Genomic DNA, 22,535 nt, shown 5'->3' with positions numbered 1-22,535 from the left:
CACGGCCGGGCGGCACCCGCTCCGGCCGTGGGGCCGGGGCGGGTGCCGCCCGGTAGGTGCTCAGGTGGTGCTCAGGGGGCCGGGGGCGTCAGCTCACCTGGAGGGTGACGTCGTCCACGACGAAGGAGGTCTGCAGGGAGGCGTCCTCCAAGCCCTGGAACTTCAGCGTGACCGTCTGGCCCGCGAACTGGGAGACGTTGAACGTCTTGAGCTGATAGCCGGAAGCCGCGTTCACGTTGGACAGGGTCGTCAGCGTCTGGCCGCCCACCGAGACCGTGAAGGTGTCGTAGACCGTGTTCTCGGTCTCGGCGGTATCGATGTGCAGGTAGAAACCGAGCTGGTACGAGGAGCAGCCGGTCGGGATGGTCACGGACTGGGAGGCGTTGTCCGTGCGGGTCGTGCCGTAGCCGTTGAGCCAGGCCTTGTAGGTGCCGCCGTGCGGGGTCTGGCCGGCCTGGTTGGTGATGACGTTCGAGGTGGTCGTCCACGGGGTGGTGCCGCTCTCGAACCCGCCGTTGGCGACGAGCTGGCGCGGGGTGCAGGAGGGACCGGTACCCGTGACGGTCAGGGTGTAGGTGGTGGTGTGGCTGACCGAGCCCGAGCCGGTGACGGTCAGCGTGTAGGTGCCGGGCGCGGTGCTCGCGCCGACCTGGACGGAGAGCGTCGAGGAGCTGCCCGACTGGACCGAGGTGGGGCTCAGCGAGGCGGTGGTGCCGGCGGGGGCGCCGGTCACCGACAGGGCGACGGTCTGGGCGGCTCCGCTGACGGTCGCGGTGTTGATCGTGGAGCTGGTGCTGCCGCCCTGGGCGGCGCTGCCGGTGGCCGGGGAGGCGCTGATGGAGAAGTCCGGGCCCGGGGTGGTGCCGCCGACGGCCTGGTTCCAGACGGTGTAGGCCACGCCGTCGGCGCTGCGGTCCAGGACCGTGGCGCTGATGTTGTTCGTGGTGTCGCAGGAGGCGTGGTAGCAGGGGTCGTACGCCGCGTTCGCGGTGCCGCCCCACTTCGTGGCCTGTGCCGAGGTCTTGCGGGCGCTGGCACCGGCGGCGTAGCCGGAGGTGGGGATGCCGCCCTGCTGGAAGGAGTAGTCGTCACTGCGGCCCTGGCCCTCGGTGTTCTCCTCGGGAGCGAGGTTCAGGGAGGTCCAGTAGGCCTTGAGCGGGGCGGCCGCCGTGGAGTTGACGTTGTTGATGAAGTAGCCGCCGTTGGTCGAGCCGACCATGTCGAAGTTGTAGTAGGCCTTGATGGCGGTCTTCTGGGTGCTGGTGAGCTGGTTGACGTAGAACTTCGAGCCGTTGAGGCCCTGCTCCTCGTCGGTCCACCAGGCGAAGCGGACGTGCTTGGTCATGGTGGGGTTCTTCTGGGCGAGGACGAGCGCGTTCTCCAGCAGGGTGGCGGAGCCCGAGCCGTTGTCGTTGATGCCCGGACCCGCCGAGACGCCGTCCAGGTGCGAGCCGAACATGATCGTCTGGTCGGCGGGGCCGCCGGGCCAGTCGGCGATCAGGTTGTTCGACGGGTAGGTGCACGAGGAGCAGTTCTGCTCGGTCACCGTGTAGCCGGCGGCCTGCAGCTTGCCCTTCACGTACGCCAGCGACGCCGTGTAACCGGCGCTGCCCGCACGGCGGTTGCCGCCGTTCTGGGAGGCGATCGTGTTGAACTGGCTCAGGTGCGCCTGGACGGCGGCCACGTCGATGTTCGGCGCGCCCGGGTTGGGCGTGGTGCCGCCGACGGTGAGCGCGTAGTCGACGGTGTGCGAGAGGCTGGTGCCCTGGCCCTTGACCACCACGGTCGAGGATCCGGGGGCCGCGCTGGAGGAGGCGGTCAGCGTCAGCGTCGAGGACTGGCCGGACTGCACGGTTGCCGGGCTGAAGGAGGCGGTGACGCCGGCCGGGAGGCCGGACGCGGTGAGGGTCACCTGCTGGGCCGTGCCCGTGGAGATCGCGGTGGCGACCGTGGTGGTGGCCGAAGCGCCCTGCTGGACGGTGCCCGAGGACGGGTTCAGCGCCATGGAGAAGTCGCTGTTCTCGCCGCTCGGGGTACAGGTCGGGTCAGCGGACTGGGCGGGCACGCTGATGGCGTCCCAGGCGCCCCTGGTCTTGTTGAACAGGTTGCAGGTGGCGTCCAGCGACTTCGCGGAACTCAGCGTCGCCGTGCGGTACTTCTTGTAGGACATGCTGGACGTCTTCAGCAGCATGCCGCCGTAGAAGATCTTGCCGGCGTTCTGCACGCCCACACCGGTCAGCGTGGACTGGTTGCAGGTGCTGCTGTTCGGCTTGCCGCCGCCCGGGCTGGTGCCCTCGGCGAGCAGGTAGAACCAGTGGTTCAGGGGGCCGGCCGCCGCGTGCACCTCGGTGCCCGGTATCGCGGAGCTGTAGCAGGCCGGGTCGTTGTTGACGGCCGGCGGGTTGTACATGTTGCGGATCGGACCGTTGCCCACGAGGTTGATCATCTCGCCGACGGTGTAGTCCGGAGTGTCGTACGGGGAGGGCTCGTTGATGAACGCCTCGGTCAGCGCACCGAAGATGTCACCGGTGGCCTCGCCGAGGCCGGACTCCTGGCCGCTGGTGCCGCCGGGGGTGTTGGAGTCGATGGCGTGCCCGTACTCGTGGGCCACCACGTCCACGCCGGCGATCCACTCGTTGGCGTTGTTGTGGCCGATGCTGACCGAGCTGCCGTCCCAGTAGGCGTTCACGTCGTTCAGGCCGACCTTGGCCGGGAAGCTGCGGCCGCTGCCGTTGACGCCGTTGCGGCCGAGCCACTGGCTCAGCATGTCCCACTGCTTCTGCGCCGCGAACATCAGGTCCACGCAACCGGTCTCCTTGGAGGTCGGGTTGCCCGTGCCCCAGGAGTCGGAGGACTTGGAGAAGACCGTGCCGGAGCTGTAGTCGGCGCAGCTCAGGCCGGTCCGGTTCGGGTCGCGCAGGGAGTACGTGCCACCGGAGGCCGTGGTGTCGATCGTCAGCGGGTTCGGGCCGTTCCACTTGCTGTTGCCGCTGCCCGCCACCACCTCGTCGAAGCGGTCGACGGCCTTGCCGGTACGGGCGTCCACGAACACGTGGAGCTTGCTGGGCGCCTTGGCGGTCCGCCCGATCAGAACGGTCTCCCAGGCCAGCACCGCCTTGTCGTCCTTGAGCTTGACGACGAGCCGGCTGCTCTCCACCTTGTCGGTCTTGACCTGCTCGGTGCGCGAGACGGTCTCGGCGGCCTGAGCCGAGACCGACGCGGTGGTGGCCACGTCGATCACGGTCGCCGAGGCCGACTGGAGGGCGCGCACCCGGCCCTGGCCGTCGGCGAGGACGACCGCGTCGCCGCCGACGACAGGCAGGCCGCGGTAGCTGCGCTCGTACGCGACGGAGTAGAGGTCCTTCACCCAGGGGGTGACCAGGCGCCGGTCGTACTGTTGCTGCGGGGAGTTGACCAGGGTGTCGAGCCCGCTGCGCACGGCCGCGTCGGCCGCGGCGACGGCGCGTTCGGCAGCGGTGGGCGGGAGGGGATCGGCGTTCTGCGAGGCGGTGGCGGTGGTGGCCAGCGTGCCGGCGAGGCCCGTGGTCAGCACCATGGCCGCGAGGGCGGCCATCCATCTGGTGGGCTGCAAGAGTCCACTCCGATCGTGTGGGGGGCGGTGAAGGGGACGGGGATCTGGCTGTTCGCGGCCGAGTATGGGCGTGTCCATGACGAGATCGGGACATCCCTGTAGACATAAGACCGGCGTTATGGTGCCGACGCGTGACGCTGCGTAAGCTGCCGGGATGCAGCTGGAGTTGAGGCATCTGCAAGCCGTCTGCCAGATAGCGGAGACCGGCAGCCTGGGGGGTGCGGCGCGGATCCTCGGGGTCTCCCAGCCGGCGCTCTCCGCCCAGCTGCGCCGGATCGAACGGGTCACCGGCGGCGAACTCTTCGTCCGGGGCCGCCTCGGGGTCGAACCGACCCCGCTCGGTCAGTTCGTCCTGGCCAAGGCGCGCCGGGTGCTCAGCGAGATGGACGCCCTCGGCGCGGAGACGCGGGCCCGGACGGCCGACGCCCCGCTGCGCCTGGGCTGCATCCTGCTGGTGCTGATCGACGGCCTGATCGCCCGGCAGGACCTGGTCCTGCCGGGCCGGGAGATCACCGTGGACCTGGAGGACTCGGTGACCGCGCTGGTACGGATGCTCGGCGCGGGCCGCTACGACATCATCGTGTACGGAGAGGTGAACGACCACGAGGTGCCGCTGCCCGCGGGAGTGACGGCCCGCACCCTGGTCCCCAAGGAGCCCTTCTGCATCCGCATGTCGGCCCGGCACCCGCTGGCCCGGCTGGAGGCCCTCGATCTCGCGGACCTCGCCGACGAGCAGTGGATGACCCTGGTCGAGGACGACGACGGCGGACCCGAGGCGCTCGTCGAGGCCTGCGCCAAAGCCGGCTTCGTCCCCGCGCTGCGCTACCGGATCACCGACCGCATGATGCAGTACGACCTGATCTCCGCGGGCCGGGCCGTCTCCCTCAGCCAGCCCACCGCACCCGCCGTGCCGGGCACGGTGATGCGGCCGCTGATCGGGGCGCCGATCACCGGGCGCATCCGGCTGGCCTGGAACCGCTCGACGGTCTCGGCCCGCCAAGCGGAGCTCTTCTACCGGTCTGCCGTCTACGCGTACTTGGCCAATGTGGACAACAACCCCTTTCACCGGGCCTGGTGGGACGAGCATCCGGAAGCCCACCCGGCCCTGGACTGACGTCATTTCACACTCCGTACATGGAATGCGTATTCCCTTCGTTTTACGCTCTCCGCATGGCAGTGGCCGCCACACCATTTGTGAGGTTGAGGGGGCCCCTTCGGAGAGCAGGAGGAAATACCCCATGAGCAAGAGAGCCCGTACGCAAGTCAGTCGGAGAGGGTTCCTCGCCGGCACGGCAGCGGCAGCGGCCGCCGCCACCGTGCCCGCGATCGGCCAGGCGGCCGCGGCCCCCGCAGCGGCATCCGCGCACCGCCCGAACATCCTCCTGATCGTCACCGACGACCAGCCCAAGCAGACCGACTGGGCGCTTCAGAAGACCATCGGCTGGCTCGCCGGCCAGGGTGTGAAGTTCAGCCACGGCCACGTCACCACCCCGCTCTGCGCGCCCTCCCGCTCCTCGATCTTCTCCGGCCGCCACGCCCACAACCACGGGGTCCGCAACAACGCCGCCTCCGCCGCCCTGGACCAGAACACCACCGTCCAGCGCCATCTGAAGCAGGCCGGATATCGCACGGGTCTCTTCGGCAAATACCTCAATTCCTGGAACATTGCCGACGCGCCCCCGCATTTCGAGGATTTCTCGCTGCTCCAGCCCGGATACGTCGACGCGAAGTGGAACGTCAACGGGACGGTCCAAACGATCAACGGCTACACCACGAACATCATCAAGAACCGGACGCTGAGCTTCCTGGACAAGGCGGCCACCGACACCCGCCCCTGGTTCGCCTACGTCACCCCGTACGCCTCGCACGGACCCCGCACGCCCGAGGCCAAGTACGCGGGCACCCCCGTACCAGAGTGGAACGGCCGCCCCTCCGTCACCGAGGCCGACCGCAGCGACAAGCCGCCCTACATCCAGGACGCCACCGGCACCCTGGAGGACGGCAAGCGCATCCGCGCGGAGCAGCTGCGCGTGCTCCTCTCGGTCGACGACGCCGTCCAGGCCTTCAAGGACAAGCTGGCGGCCACCGGCCAGCTCGACAACACCCTCGTCATCTACATCGGCGACAACGGCTTCGGCTGGGCCGACCACGGCTGGACCGCCAAGTCGGTGCCCTACAGCCCCGCCCACGAGGTGCCGTTCTACCTCTCCTGGCCCGCCGGAGGCCTCGGAGCAGGCACGGTGGACAACCGCATCGTCGCCAACATCGACATCGCGCCCACCATCCTCGACGCCGCCGGGATCACCCCGAACACCCCGCAGGACGGGGTCTCGCTGCTGGGCACCCACAGCCGCGACCACCTGCTCGTCGAATGGTGGAAGCAGGGCACCGGCCCCGACCACCGCACCTGGTCCTCCTACGTGGCCAAGGACAAGCAGTACGTGGAGTACTACAAGCTGCACACCGACGCCAACGGCACCGTGTCCGGCACCGGAGAGGTCACCTTCCGGGAGTACTACGACCTCGCCGCCGACCCGCACCAGCTGGTCAACAAGCTGTACCAGGCCACCCCGACGCAGGAACGGGACCTGGGCATCCCCGCCCTGGCCGCCCAGCTCGCCGCCGACCGGGTCGGCTAGCCGCCAGACCTCCGGCCGGGCGCGCCACCCCGCGCCCGGCCGGACCGCATCCATCCCGCACGTTCACCGGAGCCCCTGTGTCCTCTTCGTACTCCTCCTGCTGCACCCCGGGCCACGACTCCCCGGCCGGCGCCGTCACCCTGCTCGCGGCGCCCGCGCTCGCCGCGCCCCGGGCCGTACGCGGTCTGCTCGACCTGCCCGGGGGGTGCTTCCTCATGGGCACCGAGGACGCGGACGGGTTCCCGGCCGACGGCGAGGGCCCGGTCCGGGAGGTGGCGGTGGATCCCTTCCGGATCGCGCCGACGACGGTGACCAACGCCCAGTACGCCACCTTCGTCAAGGCCACCGGACATGTCACGGAGGCGGAGGAGTTCGGGTTCTCCTTCGTCTTCGCCGGGCTGCTGGCGCAGGAACTCGCCGCCACCGCACCGCCCGTGGCCGGGGTTCCCTGGTGGCGGGCGGTGTCCGGTGCGAGCTGGAGGCACCCCGAGGGGCCCGGATCGTCCGTCACGACCCGGCAGAACCACCCCGTCGTCCACGTCTCGTGGAACGACGCGCAGGCGTACTGCTCCTGGTCCGGAACCAGGCTGCCCAGCGAGGCCGAGTGGGAGTACGCGGCCCGCGGCGGCCTGGAGCAGCGCCGCTACCCCTGGGGCGACCAACTCGCACCGGGCGGACGCACGCTGCTCAACATCTGGCAGGGCGACTTCCCCACCACCCACACCGGTCCCCACCTCGGCACCGTCCCCGTGAAGTCGTACCGCCCCAACGGGCACGGGCTCTACAACGCCGTGGGCAACGTGTGGGAATGGTGCGAGGACCCGTTCGGTCCGGGCCACGAGTCCCGCACGATGCGCGGCGGTTCCTTCCTCTGCCACGACTCGTACTGCAACCGCTACCGGGTCGCGGCCCGCAGTTCCAACACCCCCGACAGCTCCACGTCCAACATCGGTTTCAGGGTGGCTGCCTGAGGGTGGATCAGTTCTCCTGGACGACGAGCCCGGCCACGTGATCGGTGACCATGTCCAGGATCTCGGCGGCCGCCTTGTCGTCGCCGAGGACCAGGAAGTTCAAGGTCACCCCGTCCGTCATGGCCGCCAGATAGCGGGCCAACACGGTCACCGGCACGCTGAGCTCGAACGGGTGGATCAGGCGCAGCTCCTCGAGCAGCACGGTGTACGCATCGCAGTAGGACTCGTACTGCTTGCGCGCCAGGTGCCCGAACTCCGGCTGGCGCAGGGCGTACTGGGTGAGCTCGTAGGTGAGCATGTGCGCCCCCGGGGCGGCCGCCACATGGTCCCAGTACGCCTGGAAGCCGGCCCGGATGGTCTCCCGCAGGGTCGGCCTCGGCAGGATCGCGGCCTTCACGAGGGTGACGTAGTGCGCGGTGATGGTCTCGATGACCGACTCCAGCAGCGCCTGCTTGGAGTCGAAGCAGTAGTGGAAGACGCTCAGGGAGACGCCCGCCTCGGCGGCGATGGACCGGGTCGTGGTTCTGGACACCCCGTCGCGGGTCATTGCACGGATCGCCGCCTCCGTCAGCTGCCTGCGCCGGTCGGTCAACGGCATCCGTGCCATGTACGGGTTCCCCTTCGCTCCGGTGCGCCCCGAGCGGGGTGTCCGCGGGCCCACCGGGCCCCGGACACCCCGCTCGATGCCGTCAGCTGCTGTATACGCCGACTTCGTACAGGGAGTAACCCCACTGCGTACCGCGTCCCGCTCCGTGCACGCGCACGTACCGGGCCGGGACCCCCGCGAACTGCGCCGTGTCCAGGCCGCCGTCACCGCTCGCCGTGGACCAGGCCGTCTGCCAGTTCGTCCCGTCCGGGGAGAGCTCGATGCGGTACGACTTCCCGTACGCGCGCTCCCATTCGAGCGTGACCCGCTTGACCAGGGCCGGGGAGCCCAGGTCGAACTGCACCCACTGGTCGTCGCTCCAGTCGCTCGCCCAGCGGCTGTTCCGGTCTCCGTCCACGGCCCTGCCGGGCGCGTAGCTGATGAACGGGTTCCACTCGGCGGAGCTCGCCGAGGCGGCCGTGCCCGCCGCGAGGTTCACCCCGGCCTTGTGCTGCTCGGAGTTGCCCCAGGTGCGCAGGTAGGACTCGGCTCCCTTGAACAGGTCGTCCACCACGCCCTGTCCGCCGACGAGCCGGATGTCCTCGATCCAGTCGGGCACCAGGCCGTAGTGCGAGGCGCCGTCGGTGTTGAGGTCCCACGTGCGCTGGCCGGTGGTCACCTTGTCGATGACCGATCCGCCGTCGGTGCTGCGGAAGGGGTACGTGACCGGGTTCGGCGTGTTCGCCCCGCGCGGGCCGGGCCAGCCGCCGACGCCGTTCATGTCGGTGCCGTAGCCGTAGCCGACGTTGTACTTCTCGCGCAGCGCGTCGGTCCGCTTGGCCTCGGCGCTGAAGCCCTCGGAGCCGCCCATGTACGCGGCGGCGAAACCGCCGAGCTTGTAGAGCCGCTCGGTCCAGCCCAGGTCCATCCAGCTGTGCGAGGAGATCACGCCGGGGTACGACTCGGTCTCGAGGATGTCGAAGGCCTGCCCGGCCGCCTTCACGCTCATGTGGTCGAGTTCGAGCATCATCTTGCGTTTCATCATGCCGCGCACCGCGTAGTCACCGAGGTCGGTGAGTCCTCGGGTGTTGCACTGGGCGCCCGAGGCGTACGAGGGCACGCTCACGCCCGCCGGCAGCTGCTTCTCGGCGGAGGCCGCCGGGGCCAGGCCGATGGGGTTGTCGTGCTGCGGGCCCGCGCACTGCTCGGTCTTCCAGAAGGTGCCCGTCGACAGGAACTGCCCGACGTTGATGGCCGTTCCCAGCGCGCCCTCGTCGAAGCGGACCCCGCACAGGGCGTTGTCGAACTTGTGGCACAGGAACATGCTGCGCACGCCGAGGTTGTACAGCTCGTCGAGCCCGCGGTCGATGTCCTGCTTGCTGCACTGCGCGACGTCCAGGATCTGCTTGCAGCCGAAGGGCTCGGAGGTCTCGACGCCGAGGACCACGGCCAGCTTGCCCTGCTTGATCACCTCGCGGGCCTGGGCGGAGTCGGTGACGATGCGGAACCAGCCCTTGCCGGGGCCGCCGTACATCTTGTCGACGTAGGCCTGCATGTCGTACGTCTTCTTCGCCTCCAGGCGGATGGCGGTCATCTCGTCGCAGCTGCGGTCCTTGAAGAAGTAGACCGAGCAGATCACCCCGTTGGTGACGAGGTCGTTGACGAGGACGCGCTGGCCGCCGCGCCAGGCGCGCTCGATCCAGGCGTAGTAGTTCTGCTGATGGGTCAGCGAGTCGTGGGCGGGCCAGTCCTTGAAGGTGGGCCAGCCGTCGGGGTCGTGCTTGCCGTCGCCGCCCTTGGTGATGAAGTCGAAGATCGCGAGGCTGCCGTCGGGGTAGTGCTCGGGGCAGTCCTTGAGCGCGTCGGCGATGCCGGCGTCGGAGAACGGCTTTCCGCAGATCAGCCGGCCGCCGAAGCCCTCGTTGGACATGATGTGGTCGTGCGCGTCGACGAACCCGCGGACGTTGCCCTGGGCGTCGGTGCCCTTGAAGGGCTCACCGGTCACGTTGATCTGGGAGTCGGGCGCGGGCCGTGCGGTGGGGTTCCACCAGCCGTTGTCCGCGGCCGCTCCCGGGACGGGGCCGAGCACCATCGCGAGCAGGCCGAGGAGTACGGACAGGACCGCGAACGGCTTGCGGCGGCTGCGGGGTTGTGGTTCCGGTCGTTGTCGTTGTGGGTCTGGGGTCATGGCCACTACTCACGTCCTCGGTCGGCGGAGGGCGCGGTCGAGGACACGGTCCACCGGAGGCGTGGCCGCCCTGGCACCTGTTTGTCATGTCCCGCGCAAGCATTGCGTTGAGAATCGCTACTGCCGGGTACAGAGTCAAGAGTCCGGGTCACATGACCTGATGGATCGTCACCCTACTGGCCCGGCGGGCCGCCGTCAGCGGGATGCGGAGGTGCGTGCTTGACTTCCGCTCCCCGCCCTACAGGGCGGGGATTCCTGCCACGATCGTGTGACCGTCTCGGTGGGTTCCTGCTCCACCGCGCTGCGCCGGGACGAGTCCCGGTCCTACCTGCGCTCCACAGGCTGACACCGCCAGTGCGGCGGCCTTCCCCGCTCCCGCCGACCCGCGCACCTCGGACTACGTCCAGGGCCGCTTCGGCTGACCCCGCGGGCCGACCCCCGACGGCCGGGCCCGGTGACGGATCACTACATTGGGGCGCATGTCCACGCACCCTGTGATCCTCTTGCTGTCGGGGAGCCTGCGGGCCGGCTCCTCCAACGAGACCGTCCTGCGCACCGCACGAGCGGCGGCCCCCGCGCGCGTGCGGACGGTCCTCTACGAGGGGCTGGCGGACCTCCCGCACTTCAACCCCGACGACGACGCCGAACCGCTGCCGGGTCCCGTGGCGGGGCTGCGCGCGGCGATCGCCGAGGCGTCCGCGGTCCTGATCTGCACCCCGGAGTACGCCGGCACCCTGCCGGGTTCCTTCAAGAACCTGCTGGACTGGACGGTCGGCGGCACCGAGATCTGCGACAAGCCCGTCGCCTGGGTGAACGCGGCGGCCCCGGGGCGCGGCCAGGGCGCGGAGGCCACCCTGCGGACCGTCCTCGGCTACACAGGCGCCGACATCAGGGACGAGGCCTGCGCACGCATCGCCGTGGACCGCAGGACGGTCGCCGCGGACGGCACCATCACCGACGAAGCCGTACGCACCGAACTCGCCCGGATCCTCACCCTGCTGGCGGACGAGGGCTAGGGAGTCTCTTCCGGACGGGGCTTGAGGCGGCGCAGGGTGTAGCCCCCGTGTGTCGGGTCCAGGGGTCTGGTGGCCTCTTTGAAGAGGTGCTCGGCCCGCTCGTAGGACAGGCGGCGCCGGCCCGTGTCCGGGCACAGGTCGGCCGGCCCGGGGGTCCGGGCCGGTCCGGGCCGCCGGTCGGAGAGGAACACCGGGCCCCGGGTGCGGCCGGCGAGCAGGCCGGGCAGGAGGCGGGCCGTCCCGGAGCGCCAGCTCACCCAGGTGCGGCCCGCACGGGCCCGGCGGTCCTCCAGGTCCAGGTCCTCCACGTTCAGGGACAGGACGGTCTTCACCCCCGCCGCCGATTCGTGCAGGAGCCGCCACAACGTCTTTTCCCGCAGCGGTACTTCGGGGTCGTTCCACAGCGCGGCGAGCTGCGCGGGGTCCAGGGCGGGCGCCCGGGGGAGGGTCTCGGCGCGCCGCTCCAACCCGGCCGCGAGCTCGTCCAGGCCGGCCCAGGCGCCGAAGGAGCGTACGGCCGAACGGTGCCGGTTCCAGGTCCTGGCGGCCGCACCGCCCCAGGCGGCCGTGCACACCCGTGCCGCCTCCTCGGCCGTCAGGCGGGACAGCGGCGTGCCGTCGCCGAGGTCCAGGCGCAGCCGGCGCAGGGTCTGGCCGTACGAGCGGACCGTCGCGGCGTCCAGATCCGCCCGGCCCAGGAACCCCGCTGCGGCCCCGCCGAGGGTCGGACCCGGTGCCGGGCCGCCGGTGGCGGGTACCTCCTGCGCGCGCCGGTGCAGGAAGGCGCGCTCGGCGGCGTTCTTGGCGAGGGCCGCCGCCCGGAGGAACTCCAGCCGTGCCTCCGGGCCGCGGCCCAGGCGCAGCAGCAGGTCTCCCCGGACACTGGGGAGGAGGTGGTAGTCGCGGAGTACGGGATCGACGACCAGCGAGTCGACCAGGTCGAGGCCGGCCTGCGGCCCGTACGCCATCCCGACCGCCACCGCCCGGTTGAGCCGGACCACCGCCGTCGGCAGCAGCCGGGCCAATGCCCCGTACAGGGTCGCGATCTGCGCCCAGTCGGTCTCTTCGGCGGTGCGTGCCTGCGCATGGCACACGGCGATCGCCGCCTGCAGCATGTACGGGCCGGGTGCCCCGCCGGCCTCCCGCGCGCGCAGCATCGCGGTGAAGCCGCGGCGGACGAGCAGCTGGTCCCAGCGCCCCCGGTTCTGCTCGTGGAGCCGGACGGGCTCGCCCGAGGGCCCGGTGCGCGCCGCCGAACGGGAGGCCTGGATCTCCATCAGCGCGACCAGGGCGTGCACCTCGGCCTCCCGGGGGGCCAGTTCGGCCAGCAGCCGGCCCAGCCGGAGCGCTTCGAGGCAGAGTCCGGGGCGCATCAGATCGTCGCCGGAGGTGGCCGAGTAACCCTCGTTGAAGATCAGGTAGATGACCTCCAGCACCGAGGACAGCCGCTCGGGCAGTTCCGACTCCGCCGGCAGGTCGAAGGGCACGCGGTGCTCGGCCAGCGTGCGCTTGGCCGTGGCGATGCGCCGGGTGACGACGGCCGCCGTGACGAGGAAGGCCCGTGCGATCTCCTCGGCCGTCAGACCGCCCAGCAGCCGGAGCGTGAGCGCCGCACGGGCCTCGGTCGGCAGCACGGGGTGGCAGGAGATGAACATCAGCCGCAGGACGTCGTCCTGTTCGGGCTCCTGCCGCTCCTCCAGCTCGTGGGCGAGCTGTTCCTGCTTGTCCGTCAGCGCCCGGGAGCGCCGGATGTGGTCGACCGCCCGCCGCTTGGCCGTGGTCGTCAGCCAGGCGCCGGGGTTGTCCGGGACCCCGGCGCCCGGCCACTGCTCCAGCGCGGCGACGAGCGCGTCCTGGGCCAGTTCCTCGGCCAGGCCGACATCGTGCACCATGCGCGTCAGCGTGGCGATGATCTTGGCCGATTCGAGCTTCCAGACCGCGTCGATCGTCCGCGAGGTGTCCGGCACGGATCAGGGGCCGAAGACCTGCTGGACCACGCTCTCGCCGTCGCCGACGATCCTGCGGAAGCGGCGGGCCAGCTCGATCGCCTCTTCCCGGGACCGGACCTCGATCAGCGCGAAACCGGCCACGGCCTCCTTGGCCTCGGCGAACGGCCCGTCCGTCACGGTGATCTCCTCGCCGGCGGAGGTCACCAGGATGCCGCCCGGCTCCAGGCCGCCCGTGGCCAGCAGCACGCCGGCCGCGGTCAGCTCCTCGATGAAGTTGCCCATTTCGGCGTACAGCCGCTCGTCGGGGGCGGTGTCGGAGGGCTTCGTCGTCATCAGGTAGCGCATGGGGACTCCTCGTCTCGTCGTGCCGAGCTGCTGCCCGCACCCTGCCTACACGTCGAACGGGCGATGTGACAGGGAACGCGCCCATTCCCTGTCACCTTTCCGGTTCGACGTATCAGCGAGAACCGAACGAGAACCGAACGAACACCGCGTTCGACGAACCCGAGAGGTACCCGCCATGAGCACCCAGGCCCCCACCGCCACCGCCACCGCCACCGTCTCCTCCGTCACCCGCTCCTCCACCCCCCTCTCCACCACCCGCTCCCTCCTCACCTGCGCGGTCGTGGCCTCTCCGCTGTGGGCGGTCGTCTCCCTGACCCAGGCCGCGACCCGCCAGGGCTTCGACATCACCCGCCATCCGCTGAGCGCACTGAGCAACGGCAGCCTCGGCTGGCTCCAGATCACCAACTTCCTGCTCGCCGGAACCCTCCTCGTCCTCGGGGCGAGCGGCCTGCGCCGGGCCCTGCGGGGCACCCCGGGAGGCACCTGGGCGCCGCGGCTGGTCCGGATCGGCGGCATCGGCATGATCGCCGCGGGAGCCTTCGTCATGGACCCGGTCGACGGCTTCCCCGCAGGAGCCCCCTCCGCGGAGGCCGCCACGCTCACCTGGCACAGCTACGCCCACTTCGCCGCCGGGTCGGTCACCTTCACCTCGCTGATCGCCGCCTGCTACGTCCTGGGCCGCCACTTCGGCCGCGCCGGGAACCGCCGGTACGCGCTGGCCTCCCGGGTCGCCGGCACGGCCCTTCTGATCGGCAACGGCTGGGCGATGAGCGGCGGCCGTGCGGGCACCCTGACCCTGGCCGTCGGAGCCGTCACGGCGATGCTCTGGATCTCCGTGGTCGCCCGGCGCAGCCGCCGTGGCATCTGACCCGCCGGCGCCCCACGGGCGTGCGTGTGGATCACTGGATAGACTTGCCACGGGAGGCGCCTGATGGGCACGGCAGCGAACCGGGGCCTTTATACGGGCCGCGCCTCCGGCCTGATCGGGAGGCAGATCGCCGGCTACCGGATCGAGCGCATCATCGGCCGGGGCGGCATGGCCGTCGTCTACCAGGCGAAGGACCTGCGCCTGGACCGTACGGTCGCGCTCAAGCTGATCGCCCCGGAGCGCGTCCGCGACGAGGTCTTCCGGCGCCGCTTCGCCCACGAGGCCCGGGTCGCCGCCAGGATCGAGCACCCGCACATCGTGCCCGTCTTCGAAGCCGGCGAGACCGACGGGGTCCTCTACATCGCCATGCGCTACGTCCCCGGGCCGGACCTGCGGACCCTGCTGGACCGGGACGGCCCCCTGCCCGTCCCGACCGCGCTGCGCATCGCCGCGCAGGTGGCATCGGCGCTCGACGCGGCCCATGATCACGATCTCGTGCACCGGGACGTCAAACCCGCCAACATCCTGGTCGCCGAGGGCACCGACAGCGAGCACCCGGAGCACATCTACCTCACGGACTTCGGACTGACGAAGAAATCGCTGGCGCTCACCGGGTTCACCACGGCGGGCGAGTTCGTCGGTACGGTCGATTACATGGCGCCGGAACAGATCTCCGGGCGCCCGGTCGACGGGAGGTGCGACGTCTACAGCCTCGGCTGTGTCGTCTACGAGTCCCTCGCCGGCGGGCCGCCCTTCGTCCGGGACGACGCCCCCGCGCTGCTGTGGGCGCACCAGTACGACGAGCCGCCTCCCCTGACGGGGAAACGGCCCGATATCGCGCCGGCGGCCGACGCCGTACTGGCGAAGGCTCTGGCGAAGGTCCCGGAGGACCGCTACGACTCCTGCCTGGAATTCGTGGCGGCGCTGCGTGCCGCCACGGCCACCGCACCCGCACCCGCCCGGCGGGCCGCTCCGCAGTCCGGGGATCCGGGGAGCGGGGATCCGGGGAGCGGGGCGCCGCCCAGGGAGCCCCCGGACTGGGCCCGGCCGGTGTTCACAGTCCCAGGGAGATGGCCAGGCGGGTCATTTCCGCCGTGGTGTTGATGTTCAGCTTGGCCCGGATGCGGCGCAGGTAGGCGTCGACCGTGTGCTTGGAGAGTCCCATCGAGCGGGCCGTCTGCACGTAGGTGCACCCGGCGGCGATGTGGCGCAGGGCCTCCTGCTCGCGCGGGGCGAGGGCGGTTGCGGTGGCTTCGGCTTCGGTGTGCGGCGCGACCAGTGTGAGGCTCATGGGACTTCCTCCGGTTCGGCTCAGTCATCACGGCTGCTCGCACCTTTGAAAGCAGAGGACATGTCCACGAATGTGAATGTATGTCCGTGTTAAAGAGCTTGTCGGTGGGAGTTCATGAGCCTGTCCGTCGACTGTCACGGGCGTGTCACAGGGCAGGGGAGAAGGTCCTCAGTCCTCAGAACCCGACGAGCGACTGCTCGGCCCAGATGGTCTTGCCGAAGAGGGTGTGCCGGGTGCCCCAGCGCTGGGTGAGCTGCGCGACCAGCAGCAGTCCGCGCCCGCCCTCGTCGAAGATCCGGGCACGCCGCATGTGCGGGGCGGTACCACTCGCGTCCGAGACCTCGCAGATCAGCGTGGTGCCCTCGTGGATCAGCCGGAGCTGTACGGGCGGCTCGCCGTAGCGGATGGCGTTGGTGACCAGTTCGCTGACCACGAGCTCGGTGACGAAGGCGGCCTCGTCGAGCCCCCAGACCGTCAGCTGGTCGGTGGCGTTGCGGCGGGCCTGCGCGACCAGGGAGGGGTCGGAGGTCAGGTCCCAGACGGCGACCTTGTCGGTGTGCAGGGCCCGGGTCCGGGCGACGAGCAGGGCCACGTCGTCATCGGGACGGTGGGTCAGGAGAGCCGTCAGCACCCGGTCGCACACGGTGTCCAGGGTGGAGGCGGGCCGGATCAGGGCCGCGAGCATGGTGTCCAGGGCCTCGTCGATGTCGTGGTCGCGGGCCTGCAGGAGGCCGTCGGTGTACAGCGCGAGGAGGCTGCCTTCGGGAAGTTCGACCTCGACGGTCTCGAAGGGCAGGCCCCCCAGGCCCAGCGGCGGCCCCGCCGGGACGTCGAGCAGGTACGCGGAGCCCTCGGGGGAGACCACGGCGGGCGGGGGATGACCGGCCCGGGCGGCGGTGCACCGGCGGGTCACCGGGTCGTACACCACGTACAGGCAGGTGGTGCCGATGCCCCCGGCCGCCTCCCCGCCCCCGCCCGTCTCGTCCGCCGACAGGTGGATGATCAGGTCGTCGAGGTGGGTGAGCAGCTCGTCCGGAGGCAGGTCGACGTCGGCCAGGGTGCGCACCGCAGTGCGCAGCCGGCCCATGGTGGCGGAAGCGCGCATGCCGTGGCCGACGACATCGCCCACGACCAGGGCCACCCGGGCTCCGGACAGCGGGATCACGTCGAACCAGTCGCCGCCCACACCGGCCTCGCCGGCGGCCGGCAGATAGCGGGAGGCGATCTCCAGCGCCGACTGCACGGGCAGCGTGTGGGGGAGCAGGCTGCGCTGCAGCGTCATGGTGCTGGTGTGTTCCCGGGCGGTCCGGCGCGCACGGTGGATGCCGGTGGCCGCCCGGGCCGTGAGCTCCTCGGCCAGCCGCAGGTCCTCCGGGTCGAAGGGCTCCGCGTTCTGGTGACGGCTGAAGACGGCCAGGCCCAGGGTGGTGGCGCCGTCGCGCAGCGGTACCAGCATCATCGAATGGGTCCCGTACTCGCTGATCCAGCCGGCCGCGGGATCCTGCGCGACCCACCGGGCGACGGCCGGGTCGGCGGTCCCGTACACCGCGCCCCGCCCTGCGGCCAGACACTCCGCGGGGGGCGACAGCGCCGGGTAGACGGTCGTCTCCCCGACCGCGAACCGGGACTCCCGGCTCCCGCCGAGGACCGACCGTACGGCGCTGCGGGACACCGTGAGGGCGCCCGTTCCGGGACTCCGGGCCGGTCCCTCACCGCGGAGGGAGGGTTCCAGCAGGTCGACGATCGCCAGGTCGGCGAGCCGGGGGACGGCCGCGTCGGCCAGGTCCTGCACGGTGCGGGCACTGTCCGGGCTGGTGCTGGTGCTGGTGCTGGTGCTGGTGCTCGTGCCGGTGCCCGTGGTGCGGGAGCCGGCGAGCGTCGGCGGGAGCGGCTGCCGCGGGGCGGTGTCTCCCGGGGCCTTGTCGTGCGCGGTCAGGTACACGGCCCGCACCCGGCCGTCCGGACCCGGTACGGGGGCCAGCGAGGTCGCCCAGCCGTGCGCCGCGCCCGAGCCGGGCGGCCGCACGAAGCCGTCCACGAACTGCGGCTCACCGGTCTCCAGCACCCGGCGCATTCCCCGCTCGGTCTCCTCGCTCACCGGGTCGGGGGCGATCTCCGACAGGCGCAGCCCGTGCATCTCGGCCTCCGTGAGGGAGAGCGCGCGGTGCATGCCCGCGTTCGCCCGCACCAGCCGCAGGTCCTGGTCGAAGACCGCCAGGACGCAGGGGGACCGGTCGAAGGCCCATTCGCCCAGGGGCCCGTCCCAGGAGGCTGCGGGCTCGCCCGTCACGGCGGACAGGACGAACCACTCGGCGGTCCCGCCGGCGGCCGCCCTGCGGTGCGCGAGCAGTCCCGCGTCCAGCCGCCGGCCGTCCCGGTGGCGCAGCGGGACGGTGCCGCTCCACCGCTCCTGTCCGGGCGCGACCGGCCGCGCCGCAGTGTCCGTACCGGGCGCAGTGCCCGTACCGCCGGATCCGCCGGACCGGTCCGCGAGCAGATTCGCGGCGGGGAGCCCCACGACCTCCGAGGGCGCGTAGCCGAGCAGCCGGCGGGCCTCCTCGCTCCACCCGGTCACGATGCCCTGCTCGCTGACGGTGGCCGTGGCCGTGTACGCCGCCCCCGGGGACGCGTGCGTGGTCCGGGCCTGCCGCTCACCGGGAGGGGTGGGAAGTTGCTCCATCGCCGCTCATCTCGCCTTCGCTGGCCAGGGGCTCCACTGACAAGCATCATCCGGCGCGGCAGGGAGCACCAACGCAGCGCCGTCACGTGCCCGGGTGCCTGAGGGCGAGGGCCGGGACCCGGTAGGACCGGCCGTCGGGCTTGGCCACCGGCAGGTCCAGGAGCATGCGCTCCTCCGCGGAGACCAGCGCGCGCGGGTCGACCGGGGCGCCCATGACCGCGAGCCGGGCGAGCGCCGGCACGAAGGTGCGTCCGTCGTCGGGCGCCTCCGCGGTGAAGGCGACGAGGTGGACGTCACCGCGGCCGGTGAGGTTGTGTCGGACCGAGTCGAGGAGCGAGCTCCCGCCGGCCACCTGGAGGAAGATGCGGGCCCCCTGGTCGTAGGCGGTGCGGACGGCACCGTCGAAGTGGACCGGCGCGGACGCGTGCCGGGCCCACAGGGCGCGCAGCCGTTCGGGGTCGGTGCAGACCTCGGCGTTCACGGACGAGACGAACGGCACGGCGGGGACGCTGATGCGCCGGCCGGCGAGGCTCGAGCGCACGGCCTCCTCGGCGCGGGCCATCCGCGGGGAGTGGAAGGCGTGCGACGCCTCGAGGGCGTCCGTGACGACCCCGGCACCGGCGCAGGCCTCCCGCAAGGTGGCGAGACCTTCCGGGGTGCCGCTGACCACGACCTGTCGCGGCTGGTCGAAGCAGGCGAGCCACACGTCGTCGATGCCGTCGGCGAGCCGGCGGCAGGTCTCCTTGTCGGTCTGCACCGAGAGCATCCCGCCCCGGAGCCCGCTTTCGGCCCGCCGCAGGGCCGCGCCCCGGTGCACGAGCAGCCGGACGGCGTCCACGTGGGTCAGCGCCCCCGCCGCGGCGGCGGCCGCGAACTCCCCGGTGCCGTGGCCCAGGGCGAGGTCCGGGGTGATCCCGCAGTCGGCCAGGACCCGGGTCGCGGCGATCTGGACGGTGCCGAGCAGCGGCTGGCACACCTCGGTGGAGGCGAGCCTGCGCCCGAGTTCCCCGTTGTCCACGGGGAAAGCCCGGGTCGTCCGGGCCGTCTGGGATGCGGAGGCCTCGCCGTACAGCAGGTCGGCCAGGTCGAAGCCGAGGTCGGCCCGGGCCACGGCGCTCAGTACGCAGACGGCCGAGCGGTAGGCGGGGAACCGCGCGTAGAGGTCCCGCATGATCCCCGGCCGCTGACTGCCCTGACCGGGGAAGAGGAAGGCGGTACGGCGCTGCGCGGCCGGCAGCGGGGCGTCGGCGGCGAAGGCGCCGTCGCCGAGGTCGCCCCGGGCTCCCGCGAGGAGCTGCTCACGGGCGTGGCGCAGGCGCAGGAGGAACCCGACCGTGTCCGTGGCCACGATCGCGAGCCGGGCCGACAGCGGCGTCCGGGCGCCTAGGGTGTGGGCCACGGCCGCCAGCGGCGTACGGTCCGCCGCGTCGAGTACGCCGAGTACCGCGCCGATGTGCTGGTCCAGCAGCTCGGGGTTTCCGGCCGAGAGGAAGACGAGATGGGGGTGCCCGGTGCCTGCGGTGCCGTGGACGTCTCCGGTGCTTCCGGGGCCGGCGGATCGTTCCGGAAACCGGGTGCGGACCGCTTCGGGGCCCTCCTCCGGCACCCCGTGGACGTTGGTGCCACCGAACCCGAACGAGCTGACGGCGGGGGCGTGGAAGGTCTCGTGGTTCCAGCGTTCAGTCATGGCGGGTCCGCCTTCGGTCCGGATGGCGCGTCGCTCCTGCTGTGTGCAGGACCGTCGCTTTCCACCGTGCCCGGAGTCGGCACGAAGCCGTAGACCCGGCTTTTCGTTACTTGACAGGCGCGGGGATCAGGTGCGCGGACCAAGGACAGGGACCGGGATCAGGGGCCGGGATCACGGGTCGGGATCACGGGCCGGCGTCAGACGCCGCGGTCGCCTCCTGGAGGTGGGCGGCGATCATGGCGACGTCGTCGGCGATGTCCAGGATGCCGCTCGGGTCGGTCGTGGGGGTCGAGGCGCCGGTGACGCCCGCGTAGAACACGTCGAAGGTTCCGTCGCCCTTGTCCAGGTAGCCGGCGATGGTGATGGCGCCGATGCCCAGGCGGTCGTTGAGCGCGTCCAGGCCGACGGCGGCCCCGGTCTTGGCGAACACCTTGCCGCGCGCCGGGCAGGCGCGGCAGTTCTCGGCCAGCAGGCCGTCGACCCCGAGGATCGGCAGGGCCTCGCGGAAGCGGCGCGCCTCGGGGGAGCGCAGCCAGTACGTCAGCATCTGGATCTCCGCCTGCGGCGTGGACCGGTCGACGGGGTTGCCGCCCCGCCCGTCCAGGAGCTGCACCTGTGCGCGGTCGACCTTGGCCCCGTCGAGGAAGGAGGCCAGGACGGGGAAGCCGTCCATGCACGCGTGGCTGCCGGTGGTGACCGCCATCAGGCACATGCCGAGGTTGGCGCCCAGGTTGTGGCTCACCTTGAGGATGAGCTCGGCGTACTCGGCGAAGGGCGGCGAGGTGTACGCGGCGACCCGCGCCCGGCCCTGGTATTCGGCGGGCAACCGGTTCACCGGGTTCCCGCCCGTCGGGTCCGCGGTCACGTCGACCCCGGCGCGTTCGAGGGCCTCGATCAGCGCGGTCCGGCCGAAGGCCGACGGATCGGCGATGGGGGAGACCTTCAGCACCGGCGCGGCCCCCGCCGCGATCGTGCCGGACAGCCGGATCCGGGTCCCGTTCTCCGAGGTCGTGACCGTGACGGCCGTCGGCTTGCCCGCCGCCACGGTCTTCACCGTCGAGGTGACCCGGTACGGGGCGACCTTCGGCCGCCAGTCAAGCCGGGCCGGCGCGTCGGCGCGGTCCCCGGGGGTGGTCGTCAGATCGATGAGGTTGTCGTTGAGGATCAGCGGGGTCGGGGTGGGGACCAGGACCGGTTCGGGCTGGAAGAGCCGGTCGTCGACGATCACGTTCCCGTCGACGCGGGTGATGCCGGAGGCGCGCACCTGGCGGGCGAGGAGGTCGATGCCGGCGAGCGGGTTCTGCGGGGTGAGCGTGGCACCGGGGACGTCGTCGGCGTAGGTGTGGTCGAGGTCGGTGAAGGCGACCGTACCGTCGGGTCGGGTCCTGCCGCCCATGGTCAGGTCGCCTTGGGCGACCAGGGCGAGATCGCCGGTCAGGGTGGCGCCGCGCCGCTCGCCGACCGCGTAGAGCGGTGTCACGAAGCGGTGGTCGCCGCCGAGGGTGTGCCAGGCGCCGGAGACGCTGAACAGCTTGGCCGTGGATCCGGGGATGAAGAGCTGCTCGGGGAACATGCTGTGGACGGTCCGCCCGCTGTCCGGGTCGACCTGGAGGAGCCCCCACTGGGCGTTGCGGTACCCCGGCTTCCGCATGATCTCCGTGATCCGGGGATCGAGCGGGTCGGAGCCGCTGCTGTCCGATCCGCTGCGGTCGGAGCCGCTGCTGTCGGAGGGCGTGGGCGTCGGCGGTGTCGGTGTCGCCCCGGTGGCCGTGCCCGCGGTCAGGACCATGAGCAGCAGGGCCGCGCATCCGGCGGCAGTGCGCCGCCGCAGGGACCGGGGGTGCGTTCCTCTTGGCACGGCGAGCCCCGTTCGTCCAGGCGGCGGGCTCCGCGTGCGTCACCCGGTCGCGTGTACCCGGTAGGCAGTACGCAGGGTTCAGCCAGCGTGGCACGGCCGCATCCGGCACGCACCTCGCCCGGGCACCGCCGCCCACGGCAGGTGCGGTCCGGGGACGGCGGCGTACGTTGGGAGGGGGGCCGGACGAGGCTGCAGGAAGGGCCGACCCATGGCGCAGACGGCTGGTGCCCACGGCACGAACAAGGTGGCGCAGTTCCTGGACAGCCCGTTCGTGGGGCTGTCCCCCTGGATCGTCTTCGCCCTCGTGGTGGGGCCCGGACGCTTCGAATGGGCGGTGGGGCTGGCCCTGGCCATCTCGGTCTGCCTGGTCGTCGGCAGCCGTCTGCTGAACCCCGGCTCCTCACTGAAGATCCTGGAACTCGCCGACGTCGTGTTCTTCGCGATCCTCACGGTCGTCGGGATCTTCGCCAGTGACGGCACGCGACGCTGGCTGGAGACCTACGCGGGGGAGATCGCGAACGTCACCCTCTTCGCCATCGCCCTCGGATCCATCCTGGCCGGGGTGCCGTTCACCCTCCAGTACGCCCGGGAGCAGGTCGACCGGAAGTTCTGGGACACGCCGGTCTTCAAGCGGACGAACTACGTGATCACCGGGGTCTGGGGACTGGCCTTCCTGATCAACGCAGTCGTGGGGGCGTACGGCGACCTCGTGCTGCGGGACCCGGAGAACATGTGGACCGGCTGGATCATCCAGGTCCTCGCCATCGTGGGGGCCCTGCGCTTCACCCGCCGGTACCCGGAGGCCGTGCGGGCCCGGGCCCGCGCCGAAGGGCCGGCCCCGACCGGTTCCTGACACCGCGCAAGG

At 71.7% G+C, this 22,535-nt stretch carries 16 protein-coding genes; 7 read left to right on the top strand and 9 right to left on the bottom strand.

Annotated elements, in window-relative coordinates; all coding sequences use genetic code 11:
• Positions 1-88 precede the first annotated feature (88 nt).
• Entirely contained in the window at positions 89-3,574 is a 3,486-nt protein-coding gene (locus ACFVX6_RS36750; RefSeq protein WP_389698944.1) for a M28 family peptidase, read from the bottom strand.
• Between the two features lie 172 nt (positions 3,575-3,746).
• On the opposite strand from ACFVX6_RS36750, the gene ACFVX6_RS36745 reads away from it, so the two are divergent.
• From ACFVX6_RS36745 to ACFVX6_RS36735, 3 genes are all read left to right on the top strand, one after another.
• A complete protein-coding gene (locus ACFVX6_RS36745; RefSeq protein WP_389698942.1) occupies positions 3,747-4,706 on the top strand; it encodes a LysR family transcriptional regulator in 960 nt (319 codons plus the stop codon).
• A 124-nt stretch (positions 4,707-4,830) separates the two neighbouring features.
• Positions 4,831-6,231, top strand: coding sequence for a sulfatase (locus ACFVX6_RS36740; protein WP_389698941.1), 1,401 nt, complete (start codon positions 4,831-4,833; stop codon positions 6,229-6,231).
• 77 nt (positions 6,232-6,308) lie between these two features.
• Entirely contained in the window at positions 6,309-7,202 is an 894-nt protein-coding gene (locus ACFVX6_RS36735; RefSeq protein ID WP_389698940.1) for a formylglycine-generating enzyme family protein, read from the top strand.
• Between the two features lie 7 nt (positions 7,203-7,209).
• Here ACFVX6_RS36735 and ACFVX6_RS36730 read toward each other — a convergent pair whose 3' ends face one another.
• Positions 7,210-7,809: a TetR/AcrR family transcriptional regulator gene (locus ACFVX6_RS36730; RefSeq protein WP_389698939.1), complete on the bottom strand. Its 600-nt coding sequence runs from the start codon at positions 7,807-7,809 to the stop codon at positions 7,210-7,212.
• Between the two features lie 82 nt (positions 7,810-7,891).
• The gene (locus ACFVX6_RS36725) at positions 7,892-9,880 is read right to left on the bottom strand and encodes a discoidin domain-containing protein (RefSeq protein WP_389698943.1); all 1,989 of its coding nucleotides are present in this window, start codon (positions 9,878-9,880) and stop codon (positions 7,892-7,894) included.
• A gap of 575 nt (positions 9,881-10,455) precedes the next feature.
• Between ACFVX6_RS36725 and ACFVX6_RS36720 the strand changes: the two genes are divergently transcribed.
• A complete protein-coding gene (locus ACFVX6_RS36720) occupies positions 10,456-10,992 on the top strand; it encodes an NADPH-dependent FMN reductase (RefSeq protein ID WP_389698938.1) in 537 nt (178 codons plus the stop codon).
• On the opposite strand, the gene ACFVX6_RS36715 is transcribed toward ACFVX6_RS36720, so the two are convergent.
• Together ACFVX6_RS36715 and ACFVX6_RS36710 are read right to left on the bottom strand one after the other, a co-directional pair.
• A complete protein-coding gene (locus ACFVX6_RS36715) occupies positions 10,989-12,959 on the bottom strand; it encodes a sigma-70 family RNA polymerase sigma factor (protein ID WP_389698937.1) in 1,971 nt (656 codons plus the stop codon). The genes ACFVX6_RS36720 and ACFVX6_RS36715 overlap by 4 nt on opposite strands.
• 3 nt (positions 12,960-12,962) lie before the next feature.
• A complete protein-coding gene (locus ACFVX6_RS36710) occupies positions 12,963-13,286 on the bottom strand; it encodes a YciI family protein (RefSeq protein WP_389698936.1) in 324 nt (107 codons plus the stop codon).
• Positions 13,287-13,461: 175 nt separating this feature from the next.
• Here ACFVX6_RS36710 and ACFVX6_RS36705 point away from each other — a divergent pair, with 175 nt between their 5' ends.
• Together ACFVX6_RS36705 and ACFVX6_RS36700 are read left to right on the top strand one after the other, a co-directional pair.
• Positions 13,462-14,154 carry a DUF998 domain-containing protein gene (locus ACFVX6_RS36705; protein WP_389698935.1) on the top strand — a complete coding sequence of 231 codons (693 nt, stop codon included), beginning with the start codon at positions 13,462-13,464 and terminating at the stop codon, positions 14,152-14,154.
• A 63-nt stretch (positions 14,155-14,217) separates the two neighbouring features.
• Positions 14,218-15,258, top strand: coding sequence for a serine/threonine-protein kinase (locus tag ACFVX6_RS36700; RefSeq protein WP_389698934.1), 1,041 nt, complete (start codon positions 14,218-14,220; stop codon positions 15,256-15,258).
• Here the strand turns inward: ACFVX6_RS36700 and ACFVX6_RS36695 are convergent.
• The 4 genes from ACFVX6_RS36695 to ACFVX6_RS36680 all read right to left on the bottom strand — a co-directional run bounded on the left by ACFVX6_RS36695 (position 15,209) and on the right by ACFVX6_RS36680 (position 21,670).
• Positions 15,209-15,445: a response regulator transcription factor gene (locus ACFVX6_RS36695; RefSeq protein WP_389698933.1), complete on the bottom strand. Its 237-nt coding sequence runs from the start codon at positions 15,443-15,445 to the stop codon at positions 15,209-15,211. The two genes, ACFVX6_RS36700 and ACFVX6_RS36695, sit on opposite strands and share 50 nt — an antisense overlap.
• A gap of 175 nt (positions 15,446-15,620) precedes the next feature.
• Positions 15,621-18,125, bottom strand: a complete 2,505-nt coding sequence (locus tag ACFVX6_RS36690) for a SpoIIE family protein phosphatase (RefSeq protein WP_389698932.1) — start codon at positions 18,123-18,125, stop codon at positions 15,621-15,623.
• Between the two features lie 82 nt (positions 18,126-18,207).
• The gene (locus ACFVX6_RS36685; RefSeq protein WP_389698931.1) at positions 18,208-19,812 is read right to left on the bottom strand and encodes an acyltransferase domain-containing protein; all 1,605 of its coding nucleotides are present in this window, start codon (positions 19,810-19,812) and stop codon (positions 18,208-18,210) included.
• Between the two features lie 184 nt (positions 19,813-19,996).
• Positions 19,997-21,670 (bottom strand): D-alanyl-D-alanine carboxypeptidase/D-alanyl-D-alanine-endopeptidase, encoded by a 1,674-nt coding sequence (locus ACFVX6_RS36680; protein ID WP_389698930.1) that lies wholly within the window; start codon positions 21,668-21,670, stop codon positions 19,997-19,999.
• Between the two features lie 208 nt (positions 21,671-21,878).
• On the opposite strand from ACFVX6_RS36680, the gene ACFVX6_RS36675 reads away from it, so the two are divergent.
• Complete coding sequence (locus ACFVX6_RS36675) at positions 21,879-22,523, top strand: hypothetical protein (protein ID WP_389698929.1); 645 nt, start codon at positions 21,879-21,881, stop codon at positions 22,521-22,523.
• The last annotated feature ends 12 nt before the right edge of the window (positions 22,524-22,535 follow it).

Origin of the sequence: Streptomyces sp. NPDC058289 (assembly GCF_042880975.1) — a bacterium.
GTDB classification, from domain to species: domain Bacteria; phylum Actinomycetota; class Actinomycetes; order Streptomycetales; family Streptomycetaceae; genus Streptomyces; species Streptomyces stoeckheimensis.
Note: the sequence above shows the minus strand (reverse complement) of the source record. Positions and strands in the feature narration are given on the sequence as shown.